Origin of the sequence: Paraburkholderia sp. BR10936, from assembly GCF_040965735.1 — a bacterium.
Classification (GTDB): Bacteria; Pseudomonadota; Gammaproteobacteria; order Burkholderiales; family Burkholderiaceae; genus Paraburkholderia; species Paraburkholderia nodosa_A.
The window spans coordinates 553,365-566,127 of sequence record NZ_JBFRCM010000001.1 but is presented as its reverse complement, the minus strand read 5'-3'; the positions used below and the strand labels follow the sequence as shown (position 1 = coordinate 566,127).

Below are 12,763 nucleotides of genomic sequence, written 5' to 3'. Positions count from 1 at the left end.
GTTGGCTCGCCCGGACCTTTTGTCTTAGACCTTCGCGAGCCAGCGCGCGTACTTGTCGTTCTTGCCCGAAACGACGTCGAAGAAGGCCGATTGCAGCTTCTCCGTGACCGGGCCGCGCGAGCCGCTGCCGATGGTGCGGTTGTCTAGCTCGCGGATCGGCGTGACTTCGGCGGCGGTGCCCGTGAAGAACGCTTCGTCGCAGGTGTACACCTCGTCACGCGTGATGCGCTTTTCGATCACGGGAATGCCCATGTCGCGCGCGAGCGTGATGACCGTGTCGCGCGTGATGCCGTCGAGGCACGACGCGAGGTCCGGCGTGTACAGCTTGCCGTTGTTCACAAGGAAGAAGTTCTCGCCCGAGCCTTCCGAGACATAGCCGTCCACGTCGAGCAGGAGCGCTTCGTCGTAGCCGTCGGCGGTGGCTTCCTGGTTGGCGAGGATCGAGTTCACATACCAGCCCGAAGCCTTGGCGCGCACCATCGACACGTTCACGTGATGGCGCGTGAACGACGACGTCTTCACGCGGATGCCCCTGGCAAGGCCGTCTTCGCCGAGATAGGCGCCCCACGGCCATGCGGCGATGGCCACGTGAATGGTGTTGCCCTTGGCCGAAACGCCGAGCTTTTCCGAGCCGACCCAGATGATCGGGCGGATGTAGCACGACTCGAGCCTGTTCGCGCGCACGACTTCGAGTTGCGCGTCGGCGAGCGTCTTCGCGTCGAACGGCACGTCCATCTGGAAAATCTTGGCCGAGTTGAGCAGACGCCTGGTGTGCTCGGCGAGGCGGAAGATCGCGGTGCTGCCGTCGGCGGTCTGATAGGCGCGTACACCTTCGAAGACACCCATGCCGTAGTGCAGCGTGTGGGTCAGCACGTGAATGTTGGCGTCGCGCCAATCAATCAGCCTGCCGTCCATCCAGATCTTGCCGTCGCGGTCGGCCATTGACATACGAATCTCCAGACAAGTGCAGTAAATATCGGGCTTATATAGGGGTTTCGCCGCGCGCCGCGTGGCTGCGGTTGGCAAAGACGATTATTTTAGCGTCATTTGACGCCTGCCAGCGCGCCCGCGGGCGCTTGGGGCGGGGATTTCGGGCGATTTTAGGGTCGTTTCGCGCGCGTTCCGCCCGAATATTTTTTGGATTTAGCCCATGCTGCATCGCAGCAAATCGCGCGAACGCCCGCCCGGCGAGCAGCGTCTGCCCAAATACGGGAGATTCGCCTGGACACGTCTCTGATCGTCCTGGCTATCAGCTAAAATACCGATCTCGCAATCGATGCCGGCTCGTGCCAGCGACGAGCAGCGACATGGAGCCGCGACCCGAAACAGCGTTCAAACCGGATCCCGCGCCGTGCCGTCCCGCACGTCTTGCCGCGCCAGAATGAGGCCCGCGGCGCCGCATCGCCTTGCCACCGCCTTCCCACCATCAAGATGACATGCCCATGAACAAGGTTCTGCGTCTTTCCGATCTGATCTCCGAAGGCAAATTGAAGGGCAAGCGCGTATTCATCCGCGCCGACCTGAACGTGCCGCAGGACGACCACGGCAACATCACCGAAGACACCCGCGTGCGCGCCTCCGTGCCGGCCATCAAGGCCGCACTCGACGCCGGCGCGGCCGTCATGGTCACCTCGCACCTGGGCCGCCCGACCGAAGGCGAGTTCAAGCCCGAAGACTCCCTCGCGCCGGTCGCGAAGCGTCTGGCCGAACTGCTCGGCCGCGACGTGCCGCTGGTCGCGAACTGGGTTGAAAACGGCGTGAACGTCGAGCCGGGCAACGTGGTGCTGCTCGAAAACTGCCGCGTCAACAAGGGCGAAAAGAAGAACTCGGACGAGCTTTCGCAAAAGATGGCGAAGCTCTGCGATATCTACGTGAACGACGCGTTCGGCACCGCCCATCGCGCCGAAGCCACGACCTACGGCATCGCGAAGTACGCGAGCGTCGCCTGCGCGGGTCCGCTGCTCGCGGCCGAACTCGACGCGCTCGGCAAGGCGCTCGGCGCGCCCAAGCGTCCGCTGGTGGCCATCGTGGCGGGCTCGAAGGTTTCGACCAAGCTCACCATCCTCAAGTCGCTGGCCGAGAAAGTCGATCAGCTGATCGTCGGCGGCGGCATCGCCAACACGTTCATGCTGGCCGCGGGCCTGAAGATCGGCAAGTCGCTCGCCGAAGCCGATCTGGTGGACGATGCGAAGGCCATCATCGACGCGGCGCGCGCGCGCGGCGCCTCCGTGCCGATCCCGACCGACGTCGTGACCGCCAAGGAATTCTCGCCGACGGCCAGGGCCGAGACGAAGAACGTGGCCGACGTGGCCGACGACGACATGATCCTCGACATCGGTCCCGTCACCGCCAACGCGCTCGCCGCGCAACTCGCGCAGGCCGGCACGATCGTGTGGAACGGCCCGGTCGGCGTGTTCGAGTTCGACCAGTTCGGCAACGGCACGAAGACGCTCGCGGATGCGATCGCCAGTTCGGGCGCGTTCTCGATCGCGGGCGGCGGCGACACGCTCGCAGCCATCGCGAAGTACAACATCGCCGACAAGGTCAGCTATATCTCCACCGGCGGCGGCGCCTTCCTCGAGTTCCTCGAAGGCAAGAAGCTGCCGGCGGTCGAAGTGCTCGAAACGCGGGCGGCTGGTTAAGTGGCGCCGCGCGCCCCGGCCGGGAAGGCCATGAGCAAACTTCCTCGTGCAGGCGCACTGAAGTCGCGCAGCGCAGCCGGGGCCGCAGCAAAACAGAAGGGGCGCGCAGCGCCCCAGGCAGAGACGGACCAGGCGGGGGCCGACGCGACCCCCGCCGCCGCTGCCGAAAAGGACCTTGCGGCGACGCAGTCGACTGCTGAATCGACAGCCGCACAGAATCCGACAGGGCGCACAGCCACGCCCGCATCGAATACGACTACGCATGTAGACAGCGCCGTAGCGGCTCATGTGAGCCCTGCGGCGTCCTCCAAGAAAGCGACGCCGGGTACACCCGGTGCGCGTTCCGGCGCATCCGCACCCGCGGCGCAGCCGGCCAGCACTTCTCGCAGCAACGGTTTTCCCAGCGATCCTATCCAGACGAGGAGACTCATGCATCGCGCCACCAAGATTGTCGCCACCATCGGTCCGGCTTCCAGCACGCCGGACATCCTGCTGAAAATGATCCGCGCAGGACTGGACGTGGTGCGCCTCAACTTTTCGCACGGCACCGCCGACGACCATCGTCAGCGTGCTGAAATGGTGCGGGACTGCGCCCGCCAGGCTGGCCGCGAAGTTGCGATCATGGCGGACCTGCAAGGCCCGAAGATTCGCGTCGGCAAATTCGAGAATGGCAAGACGACGCTCGAGCCGGGCCATCCGTTCATCCTCGACGCCGAATGCGAGCTCGGCAATGACGAGCGCGTCGGTCTCGACTACAAGGATCTGCCGCGCGACCTGAAGCCGGGCGACATCCTGTTGCTCAACGACGGCCTGATCGTGCTCGACGTCGCGCGCGTGATCGGCAGCGAGATCCACACGATCGTGCGCGTGGGCGGCGACCTGTCGAACAACAAGGGCATCAACCGCCAGGGCGGCGGCCTGACGGCGCCCGCGCTCACCGCGAAGGACATGGAAGACATCCGCACGGCCATGTCGCTGGGCGCGGACTTCGTCGCCGTGTCGTTCCCGAAGAACGCCACCGACATGGAAATGGCGCGCCAGCTCGCGAACATCGCGGGCGCGCCGTACGGCATCAAGCCGAAGATGATCGCGAAGATCGAGCGCGCCGAGGCGATTCCGGCGCTGCAGGAAATTCTCGATTCGTCGGACGGCATCATGGTCGCGCGCGGCGACCTGGCCGTGGAAGTGGGCAATGCCGCCGTGCCGGCGCTGCAAAAGCGCATGATCCGCATGGCGCGCGACTCGAACAAACTCGTCATCACGGCCACGCAGATGATGGAGTCGATGATCCACGCGCCGGTGCCTACGCGCGCCGAAGTCTCGGACGTCGCCAACGCGGTGCTCGACGGCACGGACGCCGTGATGCTCTCGGCCGAATCGGCCGCGGGCAAGTACCCGGTGCAGACCATCGAGGCCATGGCCGCGATCTGTCTGGAAGCGGAGAAGTCGGAGCAATCCGAACTGGACAAGGACTTCCTCGACCGCACCTTCACGCGCATCGACCAGTCGATCGCCATGGGCGCCTTGTTCACGGCCTATCACCTGGGCGCGAAGGCGATCGTCGCGCTTACGGAGTCGGGCTCGACCGCGCTCTGGATGTCGCGTCACTGGACCCATGTGCCGATCTTCGCGCTCACGCCGCGTGCAGGCAGCGAGCGCGCCATGTCGCTCTATCGCAATGTCACGCCGCTGCACCTCGACACGAGCAGCGACCGCGACACGGCGCTCCAGCAAGCCATCGAAGTGGTGGTCAGCAAGGGCTACGCGTCGCACGGCGACATGGTCGTGCTGACCGTGGGCGAGCCGATGGGGCAGCCGGGCGGCACGAACACACTGAAGATCGTACGCGTCGGCGACGTGCTCTAACTTCGGTGCGGTAACCTCGCGGCGATTTTTTTCGCTTTATTTTCGCGACTCCCGAAAATAAATGCGGTCGGCTTCGACTGGTACCACACTGGTATCAGATCGACGCCAAATCGGTGCCGTTTAGACGCTTTTTCCCCGCAATTGAAGCCCGTACGCCATAGAAACGGCGCACGGGCTGTAACGCTTTTTGCATCTTCTCGCGGTTCTGACGCTCCGATACGCCAATTTCATGCCAGTTACGTGCCTGGTGCCGGGATCGGACGCGCTTCGCGATAAAATCACGCCATCGAGCCCGCGGCAGGTCACGCGGGCGGCGGCTGCCAGGCCGCCCTCGACCGGCTGCGCAAGACAGTCGGCGGCAGAAGCATTTCGTTTCAAATCAAAGGAGTAGCAACAATGCCTCTCGTATCAATGCGTCAACTGCTGGACCACGCGGCTGAACACGGTTATGGCCTGCCCGCGTTCAACGTGAACAACCTGGAACAGGTCCAGGCGATCATGGAAGCCGCGAACCAGGTCGGTTCGCCGGTGATCATGCAGGCATCGGCCGGCGCGCGTAAGTACGCGGGTGAGCCTTTCCTGCGCCACCTGATCGAAGCCGCGGTCGAGTCGTATCCGCATATTCCGGTCGTGATGCACCAGGACCACGGCCAGTCGCCGGCAGTCTGCATGGCAGCGATCCGCAGCGGTTTCACCAGTGTGATGATGGACGGCTCGCTCGAAGCCGACGGCAAGACAGTCGCATCGTACGAGTACAACGTCGAAGTTTCGCGCAAGGTCGTCGAAATGGCGCACTCGATCGGCGTGACGGTCGAAGCGGAACTGGGCGTGCTCGGTTCGCTGGAAACGATGAAGGGCGACAAGGAAGACGGTCACGGCGCCGAAGGCACCATGACGCGCGAGCAGCTCCTGACGGATCCGGAGCAGGCCGCCGACTTCGTGAAGCTCACGCAGTGCGACGCGCTGGCCATCGCCATCGGCACCTCGCACGGCGCGTACAAGTTCTCCAAGAAGCCCACGGGCGACATTCTGTCGATCCAACGCATCAAGGAAATCCACGCGCGCATTCCGAACACGCACCTCGTGATGCACGGTTCGTCGTCGGTGCCGCAGGAACTGCTGGCCGAGATCCGCGAATTCGGCGGCGACATGAAGGAAACGTACGGCGTGCCGGTGGAAGAGATCCAGGAAGGCATCCGTCACGGTGTGCGCAAGATCAACATCGACACCGACCTGCGTCTGGCGATCACGGGCGCGATCCGTCGCTATATGTATGAAAACCCGTCGAAGTTCGACCCGCGCGACTACCTGAAGCCGGCTCGCGAAGCCGCGAAGAAGGTGTGCCTGGACCGCTTCCTCGCGTTCGGCTGCGAAGGCCAGGCCGGCAAGATCAAGCCGGTTTCGCTCGACAAGATCGCCGAGAAGTACAAATCGGGCGAACTCGCGCAGATCGTTCGCTAAGCGAGCTTCTGTGCCGGGCGCTGTGCGCCTCGAGTAGCAAAACATCGCCGTTTCCGCCTGTTTTGGGGGAACGGCGATGGGCTTTTCCGGGAAATTTGCCGGTTTTTGGTTTACCCTCGCAATACCTTCGGTTTTACGGTTTCCGCGCGCGGTTGCAACTGCGATTCTGGACCGAACCCGCCTCCGTTTCGATTGTCCTTTTAGCGAATCACGACGATGTCTACCCTCTACGAATCCACGCTCCGCTCGCTGCCGCTTCTCGGCCGCGGCAAGGTCCGCGACAACTATGCCGTGGGCAACGACAAGCTGCTGATCGTCACCACCGACCGTCTGTCGGCGTTCGACGTCATCATGGGCGAGCCGATTCCGCGCAAGGGCGAGGTGCTCAACCAGATGGCCGACTTCTGGTTCGAAAAGCTCAAGCACGTCGTGCCGAACCACCTCACGGGCGTCGCGCCTGAAACGGTGGTGGCCGCCGACGAAGTCGAGCAGGTCAAGGGCCGCGCCGTCGTGGTGAAGCGCCTCGAGCCGATCCTCGTGGAAGCCGTGGTGCGCGGCTATCTGGCCGGCAGCGGCTGGAAGGACTATCAGGCAACGGGCGCCGTGTGCGGTGTCGAACTGCCGCCGGGCCTGCAGAATGCACAAAAGCTGCCCGAGCCGATCTTCACGCCGGCAGCCAAGGCCGAAATGGGCCATCACGACGAGAACATCACGTACGAAGAGATGGAACGCCGCATCGGCACCGAGCTCTCGCGCACCATCAAGGAAATTTCGATCAAGCTGTACAAGGAAGCCGCCGACTACGCGGCCACGCGCGGCATCATCATCGCCGACACGAAGTTCGAATTCGGTCTCGACAACCACGGCCAGCTGTATCTGATGGACGAGGCGCTCACCGCCGACTCGTCGCGCTTCTGGCCGGCCGACCAGTATCAGGTGGGCTCGAACCCGCCGTCGTTCGACAAGCAGTTCGTGCGCGACTGGCTCGAAACCCAGGACTGGAAGAAGGAGCCGCCGGCACCGAAGCTGCCCGACGAAGTGATCGCCAAAACGTCGGCAAAGTATCAGGAGGCGCTCGAGCGTCTCACGGGTCAAAAGCTCGCGTGAGCGAGAAGAGGGAAAAAGGAAGCACAATGAGCGAAGTTCAGACGGCTCACCAGCATGCGGCGCCGCTCGTCGGCGTGTTGATGGGCTCCAGCTCCGACTGGGACACGATGAAGCACGCGGTCGCGATCCTGCAGGAGTTCGGCGTCGCGTACGAGGCCAAGGTGGTCTCGGCGCACCGCATGCCCGACGAGATGTTCGAGTACGCGGAAAAGGCGCGCGAGCGCGGCCTGCGCGCGATCATCGCCGGCGCGGGCGGCGCGGCGCACCTGCCGGGCATGCTGGCGGCCAAGACCACGGTGCCCGTGCTGGGCGTGCCGGCGGTCAGCAAGTATCTGAAGGGCGTGGATTCGCTGCACTCGATCGTGCAGATGCCCAAGGGCGTCCCGGTCGCGACCTTCGCCATCGGCGAGGCGGGCGCGGCCAATGCGGCGCTCTTCGCCGTCTCGATCCTGAGCGTGACCAACACCGAATACGCGAACAAGCTCGCGGCCTTCCGTGTGCGCCAGAACGAAGCGGCGCACGCCATGGTGCTGCCCCCGCTTTGATCGTCCCGCTTTGATCGTCCCCACGCGCCGCGGCCACCCCGCGGCCGACCACGAAGATGACTCCTGACAATTCACCGGTTTCACCGATCCTGCCCGGCGCCTGGCTGGGCATGGTGGGTGGCGGCCAGCTCGGCCGCATGTTCTGCTTTGCCGCACAGGCGATGGGCTACCGCGTCGCCGTGCTCGATCCCGACGCGACGAGCCCCGCGGGCACCGTGGCCGACCGCCACATCTGCGCCGCGTACGACGACGAAGCGGCGCTCACCGAACTCGCGCGTCTGTGCGCGGCCATCTCGACCGAGTTCGAGAACGTGCCCGCGGCGAGCCTCGACACGCTCGCGAAGTCGACCTTCGTGAGCCCGGCTGGACGCTGCGTGGCGGTGGCGCAGGACCGCATCGCCGAGAAGCGCTTTATAGCGGCGGCCGGCGTGCCGGTCGCGCCGCACGTGGTGATCGAGTCGTCGCAGGCGCTCGCCGGCATCGACGACAAGACTCTCGCCGCCGTGCTGCCGGGCATTCTCAAGACCGCGCGCATGGGCTACGACGGCAAAGGCCAGATTCGTGTCTCCAACGCCGAAGAAGTGCGCGAGGCGCATGCGTCGCTCGGCGGCGTGCCGTGCGTGCTGGAAAAGCGCCTGCCGCTGAAGTTCGAGGTGAGCGCGCTGATTGCTCGCGGCACGAACGGCAAGGCCGTCGTTTATCCGCTCGCGCAGAACACGCACCGCAACGGCGTGCTCTCGCACACCATCGTGCCCGCGCCGGACGCAAGCCCGGCGCTCGTGCAGCAGGCCCAGCAGGCGGCGATCCAGATCGCGGCGAAGCTCGGCTATGTGGGCGTGCTGTGCGTGGAGTTCTTCATCCTCGAAGACGGCTCGCTCGTCGCCAACGAAATGGCGCCGCGCCCGCACAACTCGGGCCACTACACGACCGATGCGTGCGCCACGAGCCAGTTCGAGCAGCAGGTGCGCGCCATGACGGCCATGCCGCTCGGCGACACGCGCCAGCACTCGCCGGCCGTGATGCTGAACATTCTCGGCGACGTGTGGTTCCCCTGCGCCGTGGGCGAGGCGAAGCCCCAGAAGGGCGCCGCGCCCGTCACGCCGCCGTGGGACCAGGTGGCCGCGATGCCGGCCGCGCGCCTGCATCTGTACGGCAAGGAAGAAGCGCGTGCGGGCCGTAAGATGGGCCACGTGAACTTCACTGCGCCGACGCTCGACGAAGCGCGCACGGCCGCACGCGACTGCGCGCGCCTGCTGCACATCGCCACGAGCTGAGGTTGAGCCGCATCATGTCTGATCAGCAGAACGCGCCGCACGATGGCGCGCCGACTCTGACCGATGCCGACATCGAGCACGCCGCCGCGCTGCTCGACGCGGGCGAGCTGGTAGCGTTCCCGACCGAGACCGTCTACGGTCTGGGCGGCGATGCGGCGAGCCCCGAGGCAGTCGCGCGCATTTACGCGGCCAAAGGGCGGCCGGCGAACCATCCGGTGATCGTGCACTTGCCGCCGGGCGGCGACCCGCAGTACTGGGCAGCGGAGTGGCCCGAGGCGGCGCAAAAGCTCGTCGATGCATTCTGGCCCGGCCCGCTCACGCTGATCGTCAAACGCCACGAACGCATTCCCGATGCCGTGAGCGGCGGTCAGGACTCGGTGGGGCTGCGCTGCCCCTCGCATCCGGTCGCGCAGCAGCTGCTGGCGGCGTTTTCTGCGCGTCGCGGCGGTCATGGCGGCGTGGCGGCGCCGTCGGCGAACCGCTTCGGCCACGTGAGCCCGACCACGGCGCAGCACGTGCGTGACGAATTCGGCGCGGCGGTGCATGTGCTCGACGGCGGCGCATGCGACGTGGGCATCGAATCGACGATTCTCGATCTCTCCCGCGGGTTCCCCGCGTTGCTGCGGCCGGGCCACGTGACGCCGCACGACATCGCGCGCGTGCTGGGCGAGGCGCCGCGCTTGCCCGACGGCTCGGACGCCACGGCGCCGCGCGCCTCGGGTACGCTCAAGGCGCACTATGCGCCGCGCACGCCGCTCGCGCTGCTGCCGTTCGAGGCGCTGGAGCCGCTGCTGGCGGCAGCGCGCGATGCGGGCGAAACGGTGGCGCTCGTGGCGCGCGCCTCGCGCGCGGGCGATTGGGCGCAGGCCAAGGGCGTGCATTTCGTCACCGCGCCGGAAGAGCCGCAGGAATATGCGCGTGAGCTGTATGGCTTGCTGCGCGCGCTCGATCGCGCGAATGTCTCGCGCATTCTCATCGAGAAGCTGCCGGAGACAATCGAGTGGATCGCGGTCAATGACCGGTTGGGGCGGGCGGCGGCGGCGTTCGAGGCGCAGCAGCAGGGCTGATCATCTTCTTTCGCGTTCAATGAAAAACACCCCACGAGCCTGACGGTTCGTGGGGCGTTTTTTCTTGCACCGGGAGGCCCGGTGCAAGCGACGCTTATCAGGGCGCCTTGCCGATGCCCGCAGCAGCCAGCTGCTTTTCGACGTACGTCGCGAACTGCGAGTGCAGCGCCGTGGTCGGGTGCACGAGATCCGCAAACATGTAGGTCGTCGGCGCGTTGGCCGTCGTCAGCGTTTGCGGCGAGCAGAACAGCGACTGGCCGAAGCTCTGGCCGTAGGTCTGCGCCGCCTGGTTGATGACTGCCTGCGGCGTCGTGGCCGGGTCCAGCCCCAACGTAGCCTTCGGATTGGCGAGCGCGTAGTTGGTCGCGCTGTTCGTCATGGCCGTGAGGTTACAGGCCGTATCCGTGTTCGTCACGGTGAAGCCGAGGCTGGCCGCGTTCGTGATCGACTGGTCGAGCCACGAGAACGTATCGACCAGCACGACCTTCTTCGCCTGCACGTCGGCTGCGGTCGCCTTGATCAGCGTCAGGTTATACATCGCCGAAATGAGCGAGAGCGCCTGGTCGGCCGAACTCGCGGAGCCGGGCGTTGCGCCGATGGCGGCATCGGCCTTCAGCGCCGCCGGCGTCTTGCCGATGTCGGGCACCGTGACGACCGCGATCTTCGGACTGCCGGGGACGATATCCGCATGGACGAGCGCGCCCAGCGTGCCCGCTGCTGTGAGGACCGGGGCGATCGAGGCGAAGCTGGAGGCGTAGTTCGGGTTCGTGACGATACCGAGCGCGATGGCGGCGGGCACCAAGGCTGTTGCCTGCGCTTGGGTGAAGCCTGACTGCATCAGGCTCGCAACCGTGCTCTGCTGCGTCGCGGGATCGTTGACGAGCGTCGAAAACGGAGTGGCCGCGAGCGCCGCGCCGAACAACGCCAGGCCCGTGGGGCTGCCGTTAGTGGGCACGTTCAGCAGATTCAGGATTTCATTCGCGCCGCCTTCCACGAGCACGAGCTGATTCGCATTGAAGCTGCCGTGCTGCGCCAGGTACTGCTGGAGCTGCCACGTGACCGGCTGCTCGCTCGCGGCGGCGATCACGGCGCTGGTATTCGCCACGCCGCCGCCCGTCACCAGCGCGCCGCCTTGCGCGTAGTCGAGCCCGCCCGCGGCCGTGAGCGGCAGACCGAAGCCGCCTTCGAAGGCGGGCGATAGCGTGTTGCCGAAGTACTCGGACACATGCTGCGCCCAGACCTCGCCCGGGTTGGTCGTGAAGCGGCCGCCGCCGAAGCCCGGCAGAATCTGCTCCGAATACGTGCCCGCGTCGGTCAGGCTCGTGCCGAACGCCACCACCTGCATGTTGACGCCCGAGGGCGGCGGCGTGCTCGCGTTGTTGTTCCCACTGCTGCCACCACCGCAGGCGGCGAGCAGCGCAAAGGCGGCGCTCGCGGCAGCGATCTGGGTGGCGCGCAACAGCTTACGGTGTCTCGGTCCTTGATGCTTCATATTCACTTCATCTCCTCTGTGTGTGGCCTTTGATGCCATGCCTGCCTACTCATGCAACGGGTGCTCGTGGCACGAGCAGCTGCCCCGTTGTCGATGTTTTTCTCGATCGCCGGCCTTGCATGCACCCCCTGTGTGCTGCTGTCCCAGGGTCAGGGCCAAGGCCGACAGACTACGCAATCTCTCAGCTATTGCGCGACCCGAACTCACCCTCGGTGTTGTTTTCCGGCACGCCGTAGCGCGTTCCCACGGGTGTCGCCGGCACCGTCACGGATGCGAGGCCGAGCGCGTCGTGGCGCTCGCACCAATCGGGCGGTGCGAAGAGCGCGGCGAGGCGCGAACGCCAGTCGGGCATGCGCGCGAAGTCCCGCGCCATCGCGAGCCATTCGTGAAACGTCGCCTTGAGCGGATTGCATGACGCAAGCGGCTTGACGATGCCGTAATCGGGCGCGTCGTGCGCGTCTTCCTCGACATAGCTGCCGAACAGGCGGTCCCAGATCGCGAGCACGCCGGCGTAATTGCGGTCGATATAGCGTGCGTTACGCGCGTGATGGACGCGATGCATCGACGGCGTGTTGAACACGTATTCGAGCCAGCCGAGTTTGCCTACGGCCTGGGTATGCACGAAGAACTGAAACGCGAGATTGACGAGCACGATCGCGACGATCTGCTCCGGCGTGAAGCCGAGCATGGCGAGCGGAACCCAGAACAGCCACATGCCCGCCACGGGGTACATGAGGCTCTGGCGAAACGCCGTGGAAAGGTTCAGGCGCACCGACGAATGGTGGACGACGTGCGCGGCCCAGAGCCAGCGCACGCGATGGCTCGCGCGGTGAAACACGTAGTAGAGCAGGTCCTGCGCGATAAAGAGTGCGAACCATGCGACGAGCCCCGGCTGCCACGAAACGAGCCGGAAGTGCCGGTAGACGTAGGCATAGACGGGCACCGCGACGAGCCACGCAAGTTTGTCGGCGCCCTGGTGCATGAGCGCGAGCGCGGCGTTGCACAGCGTATCGGGCCAGGCGTAGCGGGCGCTGTCGGGGGTGGCGTTCGATGCAGTGCGCGGCCGCGTGCGGGAGAGATGCCACGCTTCCCAGCCGATGCAGGCGAGAAATACGGGGGCGAGGGCGAGCAGCAGCCATTGCGCATCGAACTGCACGAACGTCGTCCTCCTTGTCCCGTGGGCGGCGCTGGTGGACAGCGCGGCGGTTGTAGTCTCATGTCTTGTCGGCCGCGTTAGTGCGCGTTCTTACGGGCGCGCGGCTCGATTGGCGGGCGCGTATGACAGATTTTTATGACGCGCCTTCGGCCT

At 65.7% G+C, this 12,763-nt stretch carries 10 protein-coding genes; 7 read left to right on the top strand and 3 right to left on the bottom strand.

Annotated features, from left to right (window positions below):
* Positions 1 to 24: 24 nt before the first annotated feature.
* Positions 25 to 948, bottom strand: a complete 924-nt coding sequence (locus AB4Y36_RS02670; RefSeq protein ID WP_083245133.1) for a branched-chain amino acid transaminase — start codon at positions 946 to 948, stop codon at positions 25 to 27.
* A 494-nt stretch (positions 949 to 1,442) separates the two neighbouring features.
* Between AB4Y36_RS02670 and AB4Y36_RS02665 the strand changes: the two genes are divergently transcribed.
* From AB4Y36_RS02665 to AB4Y36_RS02635, 7 genes are all read left to right on the top strand, one after another.
* Positions 1,443 to 2,642, top strand: a complete 1,200-nt coding sequence (locus tag AB4Y36_RS02665; protein WP_069262850.1) for a phosphoglycerate kinase — start codon at positions 1,443 to 1,445, stop codon at positions 2,640 to 2,642.
* 429 nt (positions 2,643 to 3,071) lie between these two features.
* A complete protein-coding gene (gene pyk, locus AB4Y36_RS02660; protein WP_069262849.1) occupies positions 3,072 to 4,508 on the top strand; it encodes a pyruvate kinase in 1,437 nt (478 codons plus the stop codon).
* 396 nt (positions 4,509 to 4,904) lie between these two features.
* Positions 4,905 to 5,969, top strand: a complete 1,065-nt coding sequence (fba, locus tag AB4Y36_RS02655; RefSeq protein WP_069262848.1) for a class II fructose-bisphosphate aldolase — start codon at positions 4,905 to 4,907, stop codon at positions 5,967 to 5,969.
* A 216-nt stretch (positions 5,970 to 6,185) separates the two neighbouring features.
* Complete coding sequence (locus tag AB4Y36_RS02650) at positions 6,186 to 7,076, top strand: phosphoribosylaminoimidazolesuccinocarboxamide synthase (RefSeq protein ID WP_324160324.1); 891 nt, start codon at positions 6,186 to 6,188, stop codon at positions 7,074 to 7,076.
* 26 nt (positions 7,077 to 7,102) lie between these two features.
* On the top strand, positions 7,103 to 7,621 hold the full coding sequence (gene purE, locus AB4Y36_RS02645; RefSeq protein WP_028205944.1) for a 5-(carboxyamino)imidazole ribonucleotide mutase: 519 nt from the start codon (positions 7,103 to 7,105) through the stop codon (positions 7,619 to 7,621).
* 56 nt (positions 7,622 to 7,677) lie between these two features.
* Positions 7,678 to 8,895, top strand: coding sequence for a 5-(carboxyamino)imidazole ribonucleotide synthase (locus tag AB4Y36_RS02640; RefSeq protein ID WP_069262846.1), 1,218 nt, complete (start codon positions 7,678 to 7,680; stop codon positions 8,893 to 8,895).
* A 14-nt stretch (positions 8,896 to 8,909) separates the two neighbouring features.
* Positions 8,910 to 9,962, top strand: coding sequence for an L-threonylcarbamoyladenylate synthase (locus tag AB4Y36_RS02635; RefSeq protein ID WP_368682226.1), 1,053 nt, complete (start codon positions 8,910 to 8,912; stop codon positions 9,960 to 9,962).
* 97 nt (positions 9,963 to 10,059) lie between these two features.
* Here the strand turns inward: AB4Y36_RS02635 and AB4Y36_RS02630 are convergent, their stop codons facing one another.
* Together AB4Y36_RS02630 and AB4Y36_RS02625 are read right to left on the bottom strand one after the other, a co-directional pair.
* Positions 10,060 to 11,454: an acylhydrolase gene (locus AB4Y36_RS02630; protein WP_368682225.1), complete on the bottom strand. Its 1,395-nt coding sequence runs from the start codon at positions 11,452 to 11,454 to the stop codon at positions 10,060 to 10,062.
* Between the two features lie 181 nt (positions 11,455 to 11,635).
* The gene (locus AB4Y36_RS02625) at positions 11,636 to 12,610 is read right to left on the bottom strand and encodes a sterol desaturase family protein (protein ID WP_368682224.1); all 975 of its coding nucleotides are present in this window, start codon (positions 12,608 to 12,610) and stop codon (positions 11,636 to 11,638) included.
* Positions 12,611 to 12,763: the final 153 nt, after the last annotated feature.

Coding starts and splice junctions, on each gene's coding strand:
- pyk (WP_069262849.1), top strand. CDS start 3,072: ATGCATCGCGCCACCAAGATTGTCGCCACCATCGGTCCGGCTTCCAGC.
- purE (WP_028205944.1), top strand. CDS start 7,103: ATGAGCGAAGTTCAGACGGCTCACCAGCATGCGGCGCCGCTCGTCGGC.
- fba (WP_069262848.1), top strand. CDS start 4,905: ATGCCTCTCGTATCAATGCGTCAACTGCTGGACCACGCGGCTGAACAC.
- AB4Y36_RS02640 (WP_069262846.1), top strand. CDS start 7,678: ATGACTCCTGACAATTCACCGGTTTCACCGATCCTGCCCGGCGCCTGG.
- AB4Y36_RS02665 (WP_069262850.1), top strand. CDS start 1,443: ATGAACAAGGTTCTGCGTCTTTCCGATCTGATCTCCGAAGGCAAATTG.
- AB4Y36_RS02630 (WP_368682225.1), bottom strand. CDS start 11,454: ATGAAGCATCAAGGACCGAGACACCGTAAGCTGTTGCGCGCCACCCAG.
- AB4Y36_RS02670 (WP_083245133.1), bottom strand. CDS start 948: ATGTCAATGGCCGACCGCGACGGCAAGATCTGGATGGACGGCAGGCTG.
- AB4Y36_RS02635 (WP_368682226.1), top strand. CDS start 8,910: ATGTCTGATCAGCAGAACGCGCCGCACGATGGCGCGCCGACTCTGACC.
- AB4Y36_RS02650 (WP_324160324.1), top strand. CDS start 6,186: ATGTCTACCCTCTACGAATCCACGCTCCGCTCGCTGCCGCTTCTCGGC.